We start from the raw sequence: 13,083 nt of genomic DNA on the forward strand, positions 1-13,083 counted from the left end.
CCCCACTGGGGCTCGGACCGCGCGCCGCCGCCCGCCCCCCCCCCCCCCACCCCCCGTCCCCCCGCCGGGCGGGGCGGCGCCCCCCCCCCCCGCCCCCCCCCCCCGGCCGGAGCTTTCGGTGCGCCCGGTCCCGGGCGCGTCAGCGCTCGGTGAAGACCGGGGTCCAGCGGCCGGCGTGGTCGAGCTGGGCCGCGCGGAAGCCCGAGAGCGGCGTCACCTCGTCGCTGTCCAGGCCCACCAGGACCAGCTGGTTGCGGAACTCCCCCTTGCCGGGCTTGCACTGGCCGGGGTCACACAGCCAGGCGATGAGGTGGGTGTTGTCCGCCCACGCGAGAAGCTGCTGCCCGGGGACGACCGCGCTGCGCTCGCCGGTCCTCGCGTCCAGAACCGCGGAGACGATCCGGCCGTCCTTGCTCCCCGCGAAGCCGCCCGTCGCACGCTTTCCGTCCGGGGACGTGACCACCGGCGGAAGGATCGCATCGGTCTTCCGCTGCGGCTGTGACTTCAGCCTGCCGTTCACGTCGTAGTAGTTCCTGCCCGGCCGGTCGAGTCGCTGCTCCCAGAGCGTCCTGCCGTCGCTGCTCCAGCTGAAGTCCTGACGCCCGGTGCCGGCCATCGCCGCCAGACTGTCCTTCTTGGCCGGCCGCTCACGGAACACCGCCTTGCCGGAGTCGACGTCGATGACATAGAAGCCGGTGCGGCTCTGCTTCGGCCCCGGCATCTCCTGGCCCTTGCCACCGCCCGGCGCACCCTCCACGCGCACCGGCGCGTCCCGGAAGAGACCGTCCGGGTGGTCGCTGTACGCCGTCGCCACCAGGCGCTCGCCGTCCGGTGAGAACTGCACACCGCCGACGCCCTTCTCGACCTCGATCCAGCGCTCGACCTCGCCCGTGGACAGGTTCATCAGGCCCACGCGGCCGGCGGGGAGATCACCCTCCAGCACCGCGGCCGTCTTCATCCCGGGAGCGACATCGACCCAGGCCCAGTCGGTCTTCTCGTACCGCTCGGCCGTGGGGTCGTACAGACTCCACTGCCTCCCGTTCACCGCGTCCCCGTCCGGCTGCTGCACGAGCTTGGTCGTGTAGTACGCCGAGACGGCGACCCGCCCCGCGGCTATCAGCTCGCGCGGCGGGGACTGGTCGGGACGGGCCACCACGCCGGAGACCTCGGGCTGTTCTTCCGGGTCACCGCCCGTCAGGGCCGCCGACACCCCGATGACCGCGGCCGCCACGGCCACCACGGCCACCGCGGCGATCGCCAGGCGGCGCCTCCTGCGGCGGGGCGGCGGCTGCTCCCGCTCGGTGGAGCCGTCGGACCGTGGCAACTGTTCGGGCTTGATGGCCGTACCTCCTCGGCAGAGCACTTTCGGGGTCACCACGAAGCAAGGCAGCGGCCCCCGACGGGGGCCGCTGCCTTGCTGTGTGAGCTGTTACGAACCGGGAAGCGCCGACATGGCGCGCTTCGTGACGTCCGCCACCTTCCCCATCGCGGAGACCGTGGTCACAAGGCCCTGGGCCTTGTAGTAGTCGATGATCGGCTCGGTCTGCGTGTGGTAGACCTCCAGCCGCCGGCGCACCGTGTCCTCACGGTCGTCGTCACGCTGGTACAGCTCACCACCGCACACGTCGCAGACGCCCTCCGCCGCGGGCGGGTTGTACGTGACGTGGAACACGTGCGCCGAGTCGTTGCGGCAGATCCGCCGGCCGGCGATCCGCTTGACGACCTCGTCCTCGGGGACCTCCAGGTCCAGCACCGCGTCGATCTTGATGTCCGCGTCACGCAGCATCTCGTCGAGCGCTTCGGCCTGCGCGACGTTCCGCGGGAAGCCGTCGAGGAGGAAGCCCCCGGCCGCGTCCGGCTGCTGCATACGGTCGCGCGCCATGCCGATGGTGACCTCGTCGGGCACCAGCTGTCCCGCGTCCATGTAGGACTTCGCACGCAGCCCGAGCTCTGTGCCCTGGCTGATGTTCGCGCGGAACAGGTCGCCCGTGGAGATGTGCGGGATCGCCAGGTTCTTGGCGAGGAACGCGGCCTGCGTTCCCTTACCGGCACCCGGCGGCCCGACAAGGACGATACGCATCAGCGGAGGAACCCTTCGTAATTGCGCTGCTGAAGCTGGCTCTCGATCTGCTTCACCGTCTCGAGTCCGACACCCACGATGATCAGGATGCTGGTACCGCCGAACGGGAAGTTCTGGTCTGCCTCGAAACCAGCCAACGCCATCGTCGGCACGAGAGCGATCAGCCCCAAGTACAGCGAACCCGGCCAGGTGATCCGGTTGAGCACGTACGACAGGTACTCAGCGGTCGGTCGGCCAGCCCGGATGCCCGGGATGAAGCCACCATACTTCTTCATGTTGTCCGCGACTTCCTCGGGGTTGAACGAGATGGCCACGTAGAAGAAGGCGAAGAAAACGATCAGCAAGAAGTAGAGGGCGATGTGCGCCGGAGCGTTCGGCTTCGCGAGGTTCTGCTCGATCCAGGTCTTCCAGTCGGCGCTGCCGCCGACGAACTGCGCGATCAGTGCCGGGATGTAGAGCAGCGACGAGGCGAAGATCACAGGGATGATGCCCGCCTGGTTGACCTTCAGCGGAATGTACGTCGACGTGCCGCCGTAGGACCTCCGGCCGATCATGCGCTTCGCGTACTGCACCGGGATGCGCCGCTGGGCCTGCTCGACGAAGACCACCAGGCCGATCATCACGAGGCCGATGAGGCACACGATGCCGAACTCGATCCAGCCGCCGGCCAGGGAGCCCTGGGTCTTGATGGCCCACAGCCCCGCCGGGAAGGTCGCGGCGATCGAGATGAACATCAGGATGGACATGCCGTTGCCGATGCCGCGGTCGGTGATGAGCTCACCGAGCCACATCACGGTCGCCGTACCGGCGGTCATGGTGATGACCATGGTGATGGTGACGAAGATCGACTGGTCCGGGACGATCTGGCCGGCCACCGGGCAGCCCTGGAAGAGGGCGCCACTGCGGGCGGTGGCGACGAGGCCGGTGCCCTGGAGGATGGCGAGCGCCACAGTCAGGTACCGGGTGTACTGCGTGATCTTCGCCGTACCGGACTGCCCCTCCTTCTTGAGGGCTTCCAGGCGCGGGATCACCACGGTCAGCAGCTGAAGGATGATGCTCGCCGTGATGTACGGCATGATGCCGAGCGCGAAGATCGTGATCTGCAGCAGCGCGCCGCCACTGAACATGTTGATCAGGCCGAAGATGCCCGAGGTGGCGTTCGCCTGGTCGACACAGACCTGAACGGCCCTGTAGTCGACACCTGGGATCGGGATGTGCGTACCCACCCGGTAGATCACGATGATGCCGAGCGTGAAGAGCAGCTTCTTGCGCAGGTCGGGCGTCTTGAACGCCCGGGCGAACGCGGTTAGCACGGTGCCTCCTGCGACCCCAGCGCAACTGCGTCAAGGGTGACGGTCTTGAGGTTCGACGAATAAGTAACGGTCAACTGCCGCTCAGAGTGCCGGAAGAGCAGCACCCTGTGTAAAGAGGGCAGTGCAGGCCACCTTACCGGCGAGACTGCCGCCCTAGGAACGACCAACCGGGGATACCCCATATGTGGGGTATCCCCGGTCGGGATCGCTCAGGTCATCGAGACGCCTGTGGTGTTCAGACGAGCTCGGTGACGGAACCGCCGGCGGCGGTGATCTTCTCCTTGGCGGAGCCGGAGACGGCGTCGACCGTCACCTGCAGCGCCACGGAGATCTCGCCCTGGCCGAGGACCTTGACGAGCGCGTTCTTGCGAACGGCGCCCTTGGCCACCAGACCCTCGACAGTGACCTCGCCACCCTCGGGGTAGAGCGCGGCCAGCTTGTCGAGGTTCACGACCTGGTACTCGGTCTTGAACGGGTTCTTGAAGCCCTTCAGCTTCGGGAGGCGCATGTGGAGGGGCATCTGCCCACCCTCGAAGCGCTCCGGAACCTGGTAACGGGCCTTGGTGCCCTTGGTACCACGACCGGCCGTCTTACCCTTCGACGCCTCACCACGACCGACACGGGTCTTGGCGGTCTTGGCGCCCGGGGCGGGACGGAGGTTGTGGATCTTGAGCGGGTTCTGCTCCGCCATGATCAGTCGACCTCCTCGACCGTCACGAGGTGGCGGACGGTGTGCACCATGCCGCGGAACTCGGGGCGGTCCTCCTTGACGACCTGCGTGTTGATCCCCTTGAGACCAAGGGAACGCAGGGTGTCACGGTGGTTCTGCTTGCTGCCGATGTAGGACTTCACCTGCGTGATCTTGAGCTGCGCCATGATCACACACCCGCCCCGGCACGAGCGCGCAGCAGAGCCGCGGGGGCGACGTCCTCCAGGGGCAGACCACGGCGGGCCGCGATCTCCTCGGGACGCTGCAGGCCCTTCAGGGCCTCCACGGTCGCGTGCACGATGTTGATCGCGTTGTCGGAGCCGAGCGACTTCGACAGCACGTCGTGGATACCGGCGCACTCGAGCACGGCGCGCACCGGACCACCGGCGATAACGCCGGTACCCGGGGACGCGGGCTTGAGCAGCACGACGCCGGCAGCCTTCTCACCCTGGATGGGGTGCGGGATGGTGCCCTGGATACGGGGAACCTTGAAGAAGTGCTTCTTGGCCTCCTCAACGCCCTTGGCGATGGCGGCCGGCACCTCCTTGGCCTTGCCGTAGCCGACACCCACGGTGCCGTCACCGTCGCCCACCACGACCAGCGCGGTGAAGCTGAAGCGACGACCACCCTTCACAACCTTGGCGACGCGGTTGATCGCGACAACGCGCTCAACGTACGCGGTCTTCTCGGCGGCAGCAGCGCCGCCGTCACGGCCCTTCCGGTCCCGCCGCTCGCCGCCACCGGCACCGCTTCCGCGGCGCTGGGGTCCAGCCATTGGATTACCTCTCTCTTTCCGCTAGCTACAAGCGGCTCAGAACTTGAGCCCGGCTTCGCGGGCGGCGTCCGCCAGGGCGGCGATGCGCCCGGCGTACTGGTTGCCACCACGGTCGAACACGACGGCCTCGACACCGGCGGCCTTGGCACGCTCGGCGACCAGGGCGCCGACCTGCTTCGCCTGCGCGGACTTGTCGCCCTCGCCACCGCGGATCGAGCTGTCCAGGGTGGACGCCGACGCCAGGGTGTGGCCCTTCAGGTCGTCGATCACCTGCGCCACGATGTGGCGGTTGGAGCGGGTCACGACCAGACGGGGACGCTCCGCCGTACCGTTGATCCGCTTGCGGATCCGGATGTGACGGCGCTTGATCGCGGCGCGCTTGTAGGCGTCGCCCTTGAGGATCTTCTGCCCGTATGCCATGGCTTACTTACCCGCCTTTCCGACCTTGCGGCGGATGACTTCGCCCTCGTACTTGACGCCCTTGGCCTTGTACGGGTCGGGCTTGCGCAGCTTGCGGATGTTGGCCGCAACCTCGCCGACCTTCTGCTTGTCGATGCCCTCGACCGAGAAGCGGGTGGGGGCCTCCACCTTGAAGGTGATGCCCTCGGGCGCCTCGACCAGGATCGGGTGGCTGTAACCGAGGGAGAACTCCAGGTTCGAACCCTTGGCGACAACGCGGTAACCGACACCGCTGATTTCGAGCTTCTTCACGTAACCCTGGGTCACGCCGGTGATCATGTTCGCCACCAGCGTGCGGGACAGGCCGTGCAGGGCCTTGTTCTGACGCTCGTCGTTGGGGCGGGTGACGTTCAGGACGCCGTCCTCACCCTTGGCGATCTCGATCGGCGCCACGACGGTGTGGGTCAGCGTGCCCTTGGGGCCCTTGACCGAGACCGTCTGGCCGTCGATGGTGACGTCCACGCCGGCGGGAACCGCGATGGGGAGCTTGCCGATGCGCGACATAGCTGTTTCCTCCGTTCCCTTCCGCTACCAGACGTAGGCGAGGACTTCCCCACCCACGCCCTTCTTGCCGGCCTGCTTGTCGGTGAGGAGCCCGTGCGACGTGGAGATGATCGCCACGCCCAGGCCGCCGAGCACCTTCGGCAGGTTGGTGGACTTCGCGTACACCCGGAGACCGGGCTTGGAGATCCGCTTGATGCCCGCGATGGAGCGCTCACGGTTGGGGCCGAACTTCAGCTCAAGGACGAGGTTCTTGCCGACCTCGGCGTCCTCGACCTTCCAGCCCGTGATGAAGCCCTCCTGCTGGAGGATCTCCGCGATGTGAGACTTGATCTTGGAGTGCGGCATCGACACCGAGTCGTGGTACGCCGAGTTCGCGTTCCGCAGACGCGTAAGCATGTCTGCGATCGGATCAGTCATGGTCATGAATTGGCCTTCGGCCTCTCTCGCCGGGGTTTCCTGGTGCGCCATCCCTCTCCCCGATCCGAGACGGGACGGGTGCGGCGCGGTGGACCTACGGCGTAGTAAGTCGTACGGGCGTGACAGGCGCCCAACCCCACAAGCCTAAGCCATGCGGGGCGGGCCCCTGTCCACCCAGATGCTTACCGAGAGTCTTCCGGAATCCCTGAAGTGGGGATTACCAGGAGCTCTTGGTCACGCCCGGCAGCTCGCCACGGTGAGCCATCTCACGCAGGCACACGCGGCACAGGCCGAACTTGCGGTACACGGAGTGCGGACGACCGCAGCGCTGGCAGCGGGTGTACGCGCGCACGCCGAACTTGGGCTTGCGGGCAGCCTTCGCGATCAGAGCCTTCTTCGCCATCTCGCTCACGCCTCCTTGAAGGGGAAGCCGAGGTGACGAAGGAGCGCACGGCCCTCAGCGTCGTTGGTCGCCGTGGTCACCACGGTGATGTCCATACCCCGGGTGCGGTCGATCTTGTCCTGGTCGATCTCGTGGAACATGACCTGCTCCGTGAGACCGAAGGTGTAGTTGCCACGGCCGTCGAACTGCTTGGGGGACAGGCCGCGGAAGTCGCGGATGCGCGGCAGCGCGAGCGACAGGGTGCGGTCCAGGAACTCCCACATGCGGTCGCCACGGAGCGTGACGTGGGCACCGATCGGCTGGCCTTCACGCAGCTTGAACTGCGCGATGGACTTGCGGGCCTTGGTGACGGCCGGCTTCTGACCGGTGATCGTGGTGAGGTCGCGGATGGCGCCCTCGATCAGCTTGGAGTCGCGGGCGGCGTCGCCCACACCCATGTTGACCACGATCTTGACGAGACCGGGGATCTGCATGACGTTCTCGTACTTGAACTCGTCACGCAGCTTGCCCGTGATCTCCTCACGGTACTTCTGCTTCAGACGCGGAGTGGTGGTGGTAGCCATCAGATGTCCTCACCCGTCCGCTTGGCAACGCGGATCTTGTTGCCTTCGTCGTCGAAGCGGTAACCGACGCGGGTCACGACCTTCTTGCCGTCCTTCTCCACGACCAGCTGGACGTTGGAGACGTGGATCGGCGCCTCGGTGGTGACGATGCCGCCGGCCTGCGAACCGCGAGCCGTCGGACCGGCCTTGGTGTGCTTCTTGACCCGGTTGACACCCTCGACCAGGACACGGTCCTCACGGGGGAAGGCCGCGATGACCTTGCCCTGCTTGCCCTTGTCCTTACCGGTGATGACCTGGACCAGGTCGCCCTTCTTGATCTTCATGCTCACAGCACCTCCGGCGCGAGGGAGATGATCTTCATGAACTTCTTCTCGCGCAGCTCACGGCCGACCGGGCCGAAGATACGGGTGCCACGAGGGTCGCCGTCGTTCTTGAGGATGACGGCGGCGTTCTCGTCGAAGCGGATGTACGAGCCGTCCGGACGGCGGCGCTCCTTGACGGTGCGAACGATGACCGCCTTGACGACGTCACCCTTCTTCACGTTGCCACCGGGGATCGCGTCCTTGACGGTGGCGACGATGACGTCACCGATACCCGCGTAGCGGCGACCGGAGCCGCCGAGCACACGGATGCAGAGGATCTCCTTCGCACCCGTGTTGTCGGCGACACGCAGTCGCGACTCCTGCTGGATCACGTCTATCTCCTGTTTGTCTGCCGGTTCCCCGGGGGCCGCTCACCGTGCGGCCCCCGGAGCCTGGCGGAACTGTCCTGCGGGGTCTGCCCCGCAGGAATTACTTGGCCTTCTCGAGGATCTCGACGACGCGCCAGCGCTTGGTCGCGGACAGCGGCCGGGTCTCCATCAGGAGGACGCGGTCGCCGACACCCGCGGCGTTCTGCTCGTCGTGGGCCTTGAGCTTGTTCGTACGACGGATGACCTTGCCGTACAGCGCGTGCTTGACGCGGTCCTCGACGGCGACGACGACGGTCTTGTCCATCTTGTCGCTGACGACCAGACCCTCACGGGTCTTGCGGAAACCGCGGTCCGTCTTGGTCTCTTCAGTCACGTTGCTGCTCTCGCTCATCAGGCGCTCTCCACCGTCTCGATGCCCAGCTCGCGCTCACGCATCAGGGTGTAGATCCGCGCGATGTCCTTGCGGACGGCCTTGAGCCGACCGTGGTTCTCGAGCTGGCCCGTCGCCGCCTGGAAGCGGAGGTTGAACAGCTCTTCCTTGGCCTCGCGGAGCTTGTTCAGAAGCTCCTCGTTGCCCAGCTCGCGCAGCTCAGACGCCTTGGTACCGGCCGACATCACGCTTCACCTGCCTCGCGCTTGACGATCTTGCACTTCATCGGCAGCTTGTGAGCCGCACGGGTCAGGGCCTCGCGCGCGATCTTCTCGTTGGGGTACGACAGCTCGAACATCACGCGTCCGGGCTTGACGTTGGCCACCCACCACTCCGGCGAACCCTTACCGGAACCCATGCGGGTCTCGGCCGGCTTCTTGGTGAGGGGGCGGTCCGGGTAGATGTTGATCCAGACCTTGCCGCCACGCTTGATGTGACGGGTCATGGCGATACGAGCCGCTTCGATCTGGCGGTTCGTGACGTACGCCGGGGTCAGCGCCTGGATGCCGTACTCGCCGAACGCAACCTGCGTGCCACCCTTGGACATGCCGTTGCGCTTGGGGTGGTGCTGCTTGCGGTGCTTGACCCTACGGGGGATCAGCATGACGGTCAGGCCTCCGTTCCGGTGCTCTCAGCCGGAGCGGCGGCGGGAGCCTCGGCCTTGGGGGCCTCGGCGCCGGCAGCCTGCTGCGGCTTGCGACCGCGCCCGCCACGCTCGCCACCGCGGCCACCACGGGCCGGGCGGTCGTTGCCACCACGGGCCGGGCGGTTGCCGGCGCGGGCAGCGGCGTTCTCGGCGCGGACCTCGGCGATGTTCTTGACGTCGCCCTTGTAGATCCAGACCTTCACGCCGATGCGGCCGAAGGTCGTCTTGGCCTCGAAGAAGCCGTAGTCCACGTTCGCGCGGAGCGTGTGCAGGGGCACGCGGCCCTCGCGGTAGAACTCCGAGCGGGACATCTCGGCGCCACCGAGGCGGCCACCGCACTGGATCTTGATGCCCTTGGCGCCGGCCTTCATCGCCGACTGCATGCTCTTGCGCATGGCACGGCGGAAGGAGACGCGGGAGGAGAGCTGCTCGGCGACGGCCTGGGCCACGAGCTGAGCGTCCGTCTCGGGGTTCTTGACCTCGAGGATGTTCAGCTGGACCTGCTTGCCGGTGAGCTTCTCGAGGTCACCGCGGATGCGGTCGGCCTCGGCGCCGCGGCGGCCGATGACGATGCCCGGACGAGCGGTGTGGATGTCCACACGCACGCGGTCACGGGTGCGCTCGATCTCGACCTTGGAGATGCCGGCGCGCTCCATGCCGGACGTCATCATCCGACGGATGGCGACGTCTTCCTTGACGTAGTCCTTGTACAGCTTGTCGGCGTACCAACGCGACTTGAAGTCGGTCGTGACACCGAGCCGGAACCCGTGCGGGTTTACCTTCTGGCCCATTACCGGGTTCCTTCCTTGCTGCTGACGACCACGGTGATGTGGCTGGTCCGCTTGCGGATCCGGTAGGCACGGCCCTGGGCGCGCGGCCGGAACCGCTTCAGGGTCGGACCCTCGTCGACGTAGGCCTCGGAAATGAAGAGGCTGTCGACATCGGTGTGGTCGTAGTTGTGCGCGGCGTTGGCGATGGCGCTGTCCAGCACCTTGCCGACCGGCACGCTCGCGGCCTGCGGGGCGAAACGCAGGACCGCCTGAGCCTCCGTGGCGTCCATGCCACGGATGAGGTCCACCACGCGGCGGGCCTTCATGGGCGTGACGCGGATGTACCGCGCCTGGGCCCTGGCTTCCATGGTTGTCCCTTCAGTGTCTGTCATGGTCGATTGCACCCCGCCGACTAGCGGCGCTTCGACTTCCGGTCGTCCTTGACGTGGCCCCGGAAGGTGCGGGTCGGCGAGAACTCGCCGAGCTTGTGGCCGACCATCGACTCGGTGACAAACACCGGGATGTGGGTCTTGCCGTTGTGCACCGCGAGCGTGTGGCCGAGCATGGCCGGCACGATCATCGAGCGACGGGACCAGGTCTTGATGACGTTCTTGGTGCCCGCTTCGTTCTGGGCGTCCACCTTCTTCATCAGGTGGTCGTCGACGAAGGGCCCCTTCTTCAAGCTACGAGGCATCTCAACCCGTCCTTAGCGCTTCTTGTTCGTCTTGCGGCGGCGGACGATGTACTTGTTCGACGCCTTCTTGGGCGAACGAGTACGGCCTTCCTTCTTGCCCCACGGGGACACAGGGTGGCGACCACCGGAGGTCCGGCCCTCACCACCACCGTGCGGGTGGTCAACCGGGTTCATGACCACACCACGGACGGTCGGGCGAACGCCCAGCCACCGCTTACGGCCCGCCTTGCCCCAGTTGATGTTGCTCTGCTCGGCGTTGCCGACCTCGCCGATGGTGGCGCGGCAGCGGACGTCGACCAGGCGGATCTCACCGGACGGCATGCGCAGGTGGGCCATCTGGCCCTCCTTCGCGAGCAGCTGCACGGAGGCACCGGCGGAGCGGGCGAACTTGGCACCGCCACCGGGACGGAGCTCGATCGCGTGGATCGTGGTACCGACCGGGATGTTGCGGAGGGCCAGGTTGTTGCCCGGCTTGATGTCGGCCCCGGGACCGTTCTCGACGCGGTCACCCTGCTGCAGGTTGCGCGGGGCGAGGATGTAGCGCTTCTCGCCGTCGGCGTAGTGCAGCAGCGCGATGCGCGCGGTGCGGTTGGGGTCGTACTCGATGTGCGCGACCTTCGCCGGCACGCCGTCCTTGTCGTGACGACGGAAGTCGATCACGCGGTAGGCGCGCTTGTGGCCACCACCCTGGTGGCGGACGGTCACACGACCGGAGTTGTTACGGCCACCCTTGCTGTGCAGGGGGCGGACCAACGACTTCTCCGGCGTGGACCGCGTGACCTCGACGAAGTCGGCGACGCTCGAGCCACGGCGGCCCGGCGTAGTCGGCTTGTACTTGCGGATTCCCATTTCTCAGTCCTCGTCCGATATCGGACGATCCGACCCGCTTACGCGGTCGGACCGCCGAAGATGTCGATACGGTCGCCCTCGGCGAGGGTCACGATCGCGCGCTTGGTGGACGCACGCTGGCCGAAGCCGGTGCGGGTCCGCTTGCGCTTGCCCTGGCGGTTGATCGTGTTGACCCCGGTGACCTTGACCGAGAAGACCGCCTGGACGGCCTGCTTGATCTGGGTCTTGTTGGCGCTCGGGTCGACGATGAACGTGTACTTGCCCTCGTCGAGGAGCGCGTAGCTCTTCTCGGAGACGACCGGCTTGAGCAGCACGTCACGGGGGTCCGTGAAGGACTTGCTCAGCGGGGTCTCGACCGTGTTCTTGCCCTCGGTGGCGTGGCGACGCGCCTTCTTGACGCGAGCCTCCTTGGCCTTCTTCGCGGCCTTCGAGGCGATAGCGGGGTGACGGATAGCCATCAGACCTCGCTCCCTTCGGTGTCATTGGCCTTCGGGCCCGACACGAAGGACTCGAAAGCGGCCTTGGTGAAGACCACGTCGTCCGAGACGAGAACGTCGTACGTGTTCAGCTGGCCCGGCTCCAGGATGTGGACCTGGGGCAGGTTGCGGGCGGACAGCCACGCGGCCTCGTCGGCGCGGTCGACGACCAGGAGCAGGTTCTTGCGCTCCGAGATCTTGCCGAACAGCGTCCGGGCGGCCTTCGTCGACGGGCTGTCGCCCTCGACGACGCCGGAGACGACGTGGATGCGGTTGTGGCGGGCCCGGTCGGTGAGGGCGTGACGCAGCGCGGCAGCCTTCATCTTCTTCGGGGTCCGCTGCGAGTAGTCACGCGGCACGGGACCGTGCACGACGCCACCACCGGCGAACTGCGGCGCGCGGGTCGAACCCTGACGGGCGCGACCGGTGCCCTTCTGGCGGTACGGCTTCTTGCCACCGCCGCGGACCTCGCCACGGGTCTTGGTCTTGTGCGTGCCCTGACGGGCAGCGGCCAGCTGTGCGACGACGACCTGGTGGATCAGCGGGATGCTGACCTTCTCAACGCCGAAGATCTCCGCGGGGAGCTCGACGGAACCGGCCTTGTCGCCCGCCGGCGAAAGGATGTCAACAGTGCTCATTACCTCAGGCCCCCTTGGCCGCGGTGCGGACCAGGACGAGGCCGCCGTTCGGACCGGGAACCGCGCCCTTGATGAGCAGCAGACCCTTCTCCGCGTCAACGGCGTGGACGGTCAGGTTCTGGGTGGTGACCCGCTCGTTGCCCATGCGACCCGCCATGCGGAGGCCCTTGAACACACGGCCCGGGGTGGCGCAGCCACCGATGGAACCGGGGGAGCGGTGCTTGCGCTGGGTGCCGTGTCCGGCGCCGAGGCCACGGAAGTTGTGGCGCTTCATGACACCGGCGAAGCCCTTGCCCTTGCTCTTGCCGGTCACGTCGACCTTCACGCCGGCCTCGAACACCTCAGCGGTGATCTCCTGGCCCAACGTGTACTCGGAGGCGTCCGCGGTGCGGATCTCGACGAGGTGGCGACGGGGGGTGACGTCGGCCTTGGCGAAGTGGCCCTTGAGGGGCTTGTTCACCTTGCGCGGGTCGATCTCGCCGAAAGCGATCTGGACGGACTCGTAGCCGTCGACATCGTTCGTACGGACCTGGGTGACGACGTTGGGGCCGGCCTTGACGACGGTGACCGGGACGACGCGGTTGTTCGCGTCCCACACCTGCGTCATGCCGAGCTTCTCGCCCAGGATGCCCTTGATCTGCTTAGCCATCTCTCAGATCACCGGCC

Annotated in this window: 23 protein-coding genes; all 23 read right to left on the bottom strand. The window is 67.1% G+C overall.

Annotated elements, in window-relative coordinates:
• Positions 1-139: 139 nt before the first annotated feature.
• The gene (locus ACF07N_RS10285; RefSeq protein WP_392110576.1) at positions 140-1,378 is read right to left on the bottom strand and encodes a hypothetical protein; all 1,239 of its coding nucleotides are present in this window, start codon (positions 1,376-1,378) and stop codon (positions 140-142) included.
• 51 nt (positions 1,379-1,429) lie between these two features.
• The gene (locus ACF07N_RS10290; protein WP_383334156.1) at positions 1,430-2,080 is read right to left on the bottom strand and encodes an adenylate kinase; all 651 of its coding nucleotides are present in this window, start codon (positions 2,078-2,080) and stop codon (positions 1,430-1,432) included.
• Positions 2,080-3,393 carry a preprotein translocase subunit SecY gene (gene secY, locus ACF07N_RS10295; protein ID WP_383334158.1) on the bottom strand — a complete coding sequence of 438 codons (1,314 nt, stop codon included), beginning with the start codon at positions 3,391-3,393 and terminating at the stop codon, positions 2,080-2,082. Before secY ends, ACF07N_RS10290 begins: the two co-directional genes overlap by 1 nt.
• A gap of 235 nt (positions 3,394-3,628) precedes the next feature.
• A complete protein-coding gene (rplO, locus tag ACF07N_RS10300) occupies positions 3,629-4,084 on the bottom strand; it encodes a 50S ribosomal protein L15 (RefSeq protein WP_094054456.1) in 456 nt (151 codons plus the stop codon).
• A gap of 2 nt (positions 4,085-4,086) precedes the next feature.
• Positions 4,087-4,269 (bottom strand): 50S ribosomal protein L30, encoded by a 183-nt coding sequence (rpmD, locus tag ACF07N_RS10305; protein ID WP_003974250.1) that lies wholly within the window; start codon positions 4,267-4,269, stop codon positions 4,087-4,089.
• 2 nt (positions 4,270-4,271) lie between these two features.
• On the bottom strand, positions 4,272-4,877 hold the full coding sequence (gene rpsE, locus ACF07N_RS10310) for a 30S ribosomal protein S5 (RefSeq protein ID WP_058923758.1): 606 nt from the start codon (positions 4,875-4,877) through the stop codon (positions 4,272-4,274).
• A gap of 36 nt (positions 4,878-4,913) precedes the next feature.
• A complete protein-coding gene (gene rplR / locus ACF07N_RS10315) occupies positions 4,914-5,297 on the bottom strand; it encodes a 50S ribosomal protein L18 (RefSeq protein ID WP_010036704.1) in 384 nt (127 codons plus the stop codon).
• 3 nt (positions 5,298-5,300) lie between these two features.
• Positions 5,301-5,840, bottom strand: coding sequence for a 50S ribosomal protein L6 (rplF, locus tag ACF07N_RS10320; RefSeq protein ID WP_094054454.1), 540 nt, complete (start codon positions 5,838-5,840; stop codon positions 5,301-5,303).
• A gap of 24 nt (positions 5,841-5,864) precedes the next feature.
• On the bottom strand, positions 5,865-6,263 hold the full coding sequence (gene rpsH / locus ACF07N_RS10325) for a 30S ribosomal protein S8 (RefSeq protein WP_014674378.1): 399 nt from the start codon (positions 6,261-6,263) through the stop codon (positions 5,865-5,867).
• A gap of 211 nt (positions 6,264-6,474) precedes the next feature.
• The gene (locus ACF07N_RS10330) at positions 6,475-6,660 is read right to left on the bottom strand and encodes a type Z 30S ribosomal protein S14 (RefSeq protein WP_003956452.1); all 186 of its coding nucleotides are present in this window, start codon (positions 6,658-6,660) and stop codon (positions 6,475-6,477) included.
• A gap of 5 nt (positions 6,661-6,665) precedes the next feature.
• A complete protein-coding gene (gene rplE, locus ACF07N_RS10335; RefSeq protein ID WP_033308965.1) occupies positions 6,666-7,223 on the bottom strand; it encodes a 50S ribosomal protein L5 in 558 nt (185 codons plus the stop codon).
• Positions 7,223-7,546, bottom strand: coding sequence for a 50S ribosomal protein L24 (gene rplX / locus ACF07N_RS10340; RefSeq protein ID WP_010036713.1), 324 nt, complete (start codon positions 7,544-7,546; stop codon positions 7,223-7,225). The genes rplE and rplX overlap by 1 nt, the downstream gene beginning before the upstream one ends.
• 2 nt (positions 7,547-7,548) lie before the next feature.
• A complete protein-coding gene (gene rplN, locus ACF07N_RS10345) occupies positions 7,549-7,917 on the bottom strand; it encodes a 50S ribosomal protein L14 (RefSeq protein ID WP_003998823.1) in 369 nt (122 codons plus the stop codon).
• A 97-nt stretch (positions 7,918-8,014) separates the two neighbouring features.
• Positions 8,015-8,305: a 30S ribosomal protein S17 gene (rpsQ, locus tag ACF07N_RS10350; RefSeq protein WP_338782541.1), complete on the bottom strand. Its 291-nt coding sequence runs from the start codon at positions 8,303-8,305 to the stop codon at positions 8,015-8,017.
• The gene (gene rpmC / locus ACF07N_RS10355; protein WP_010036720.1) at positions 8,305-8,529 is read right to left on the bottom strand and encodes a 50S ribosomal protein L29; all 225 of its coding nucleotides are present in this window, start codon (positions 8,527-8,529) and stop codon (positions 8,305-8,307) included. Before rpmC ends, rpsQ begins: the two co-directional genes overlap by 1 nt.
• Positions 8,529-8,948 (bottom strand): 50S ribosomal protein L16, encoded by a 420-nt coding sequence (gene rplP, locus ACF07N_RS10360; RefSeq protein ID WP_004984526.1) that lies wholly within the window; start codon positions 8,946-8,948, stop codon positions 8,529-8,531. Before rplP ends, rpmC begins: the two co-directional genes overlap by 1 nt.
• 5 nt (positions 8,949-8,953) lie before the next feature.
• The gene (gene rpsC / locus ACF07N_RS10365; protein ID WP_311680329.1) at positions 8,954-9,781 is read right to left on the bottom strand and encodes a 30S ribosomal protein S3; all 828 of its coding nucleotides are present in this window, start codon (positions 9,779-9,781) and stop codon (positions 8,954-8,956) included.
• Positions 9,781-10,128 (bottom strand): 50S ribosomal protein L22, encoded by a 348-nt coding sequence (rplV, locus tag ACF07N_RS10370; RefSeq protein WP_006130776.1) that lies wholly within the window; start codon positions 10,126-10,128, stop codon positions 9,781-9,783. Before rplV ends, rpsC begins: the two co-directional genes overlap by 1 nt.
• A gap of 44 nt (positions 10,129-10,172) precedes the next feature.
• Entirely contained in the window at positions 10,173-10,454 is a 282-nt protein-coding gene (gene rpsS / locus ACF07N_RS10375) for a 30S ribosomal protein S19 (RefSeq protein WP_053759516.1), read from the bottom strand.
• A 12-nt stretch (positions 10,455-10,466) separates the two neighbouring features.
• A complete protein-coding gene (gene rplB, locus ACF07N_RS10380; protein ID WP_369195974.1) occupies positions 10,467-11,303 on the bottom strand; it encodes a 50S ribosomal protein L2 in 837 nt (278 codons plus the stop codon).
• Between the two features lie 38 nt (positions 11,304-11,341).
• On the bottom strand, positions 11,342-11,761 hold the full coding sequence (rplW, locus tag ACF07N_RS10385; protein ID WP_020272643.1) for a 50S ribosomal protein L23: 420 nt from the start codon (positions 11,759-11,761) through the stop codon (positions 11,342-11,344).
• Positions 11,761-12,417 carry a 50S ribosomal protein L4 gene (gene rplD / locus ACF07N_RS10390; RefSeq protein WP_311680330.1) on the bottom strand — a complete coding sequence of 219 codons (657 nt, stop codon included), beginning with the start codon at positions 12,415-12,417 and terminating at the stop codon, positions 11,761-11,763. The genes rplW and rplD overlap by 1 nt, the downstream gene beginning before the upstream one ends.
• A 4-nt stretch (positions 12,418-12,421) precedes the next feature.
• Positions 12,422-13,066: a 50S ribosomal protein L3 gene (gene rplC, locus ACF07N_RS10395; RefSeq protein WP_010036739.1), complete on the bottom strand. Its 645-nt coding sequence runs from the start codon at positions 13,064-13,066 to the stop codon at positions 12,422-12,424.
• Positions 13,067-13,083 lie beyond the last annotated feature (17 nt).

The sequence above is a fragment of the Streptomyces sp. NPDC015242 genome, assembly GCF_043079125.1.
Taxonomy (GTDB): Bacteria; Actinomycetota; Actinomycetes; order Streptomycetales; family Streptomycetaceae; genus Streptomyces.

What these genes read in the sequence shown, in the direction of transcription:
- ACF07N_RS10290 (WP_383334156.1), bottom strand. Translation starts at nt 2,080, where the DNA reads ATGCGTATCGTCCTTGTCGGGCCGCCGGGTGCCGGTAAGGGAACGCAG.
- rplO (WP_094054456.1), bottom strand. Translation starts at nt 4,084, where the DNA reads ATGGCGGAGCAGAACCCGCTCAAGATCCACAACCTCCGTCCCGCCCCG.
- rpmD (WP_003974250.1), bottom strand. Translation starts at nt 4,269, where the DNA reads ATGGCGCAGCTCAAGATCACGCAGGTGAAGTCCTACATCGGCAGCAAG.
- rpsE (WP_058923758.1), bottom strand. Translation starts at nt 4,877, where the DNA reads ATGGCTGGACCCCAGCGCCGCGGAAGCGGTGCCGGTGGCGGCGAGCGG.
- rplR (WP_010036704.1), bottom strand. Translation starts at nt 5,297, where the DNA reads ATGGCATACGGGCAGAAGATCCTCAAGGGCGACGCCTACAAGCGCGCC.
- rplF (WP_094054454.1), bottom strand. Translation starts at nt 5,840, where the DNA reads ATGTCGCGCATCGGCAAGCTCCCCATCGCGGTTCCCGCCGGCGTGGAC.
- rpsH (WP_014674378.1), bottom strand. Translation starts at nt 6,263, where the DNA reads ATGACCATGACTGATCCGATCGCAGACATGCTTACGCGTCTGCGGAAC.
- ACF07N_RS10330 (WP_003956452.1), bottom strand. Translation starts at nt 6,660, where the DNA reads ATGGCGAAGAAGGCTCTGATCGCGAAGGCTGCCCGCAAGCCCAAGTTC.
- rplE (WP_033308965.1), bottom strand. Translation starts at nt 7,223, where the DNA reads ATGGCTACCACCACCACTCCGCGTCTGAAGCAGAAGTACCGTGAGGAG.
- rplX (WP_010036713.1), bottom strand. Translation starts at nt 7,546, where the DNA reads ATGAAGATCAAGAAGGGCGACCTGGTCCAGGTCATCACCGGTAAGGAC.
- rpsQ (WP_338782541.1), bottom strand. Translation starts at nt 8,305, where the DNA reads ATGAGCGAGAGCAGCAACGTGACTGAAGAGACCAAGACGGACCGCGGT.
- rpmC (WP_010036720.1), bottom strand. Translation starts at nt 8,529, where the DNA reads ATGTCGGCCGGTACCAAGGCGTCTGAGCTGCGCGAGCTGGGCAACGAG.
- rplP (WP_004984526.1), bottom strand. Translation starts at nt 8,948, where the DNA reads ATGCTGATCCCCCGTAGGGTCAAGCACCGCAAGCAGCACCACCCCAAG.
- rpsC (WP_311680329.1), bottom strand. Translation starts at nt 9,781, where the DNA reads ATGGGCCAGAAGGTAAACCCGCACGGGTTCCGGCTCGGTGTCACGACC.
- rplV (WP_006130776.1), bottom strand. Translation starts at nt 10,128, where the DNA reads ATGGAAGCCAGGGCCCAGGCGCGGTACATCCGCGTCACGCCCATGAAG.
- rpsS (WP_053759516.1), bottom strand. Translation starts at nt 10,454, where the DNA reads ATGCCTCGTAGCTTGAAGAAGGGGCCCTTCGTCGACGACCACCTGATG.
- rplB (WP_369195974.1), bottom strand. Translation starts at nt 11,303, where the DNA reads ATGGGAATCCGCAAGTACAAGCCGACTACGCCGGGCCGCCGTGGCTCG.
- rplW (WP_020272643.1), bottom strand. Translation starts at nt 11,761, where the DNA reads ATGGCTATCCGTCACCCCGCTATCGCCTCGAAGGCCGCGAAGAAGGCC.
- rplD (WP_311680330.1), bottom strand. Translation starts at nt 12,417, where the DNA reads ATGAGCACTGTTGACATCCTTTCGCCGGCGGGCGACAAGGCCGGTTCC.
- rplC (WP_010036739.1), bottom strand. Translation starts at nt 13,066, where the DNA reads ATGGCTAAGCAGATCAAGGGCATCCTGGGCGAGAAGCTCGGCATGACG.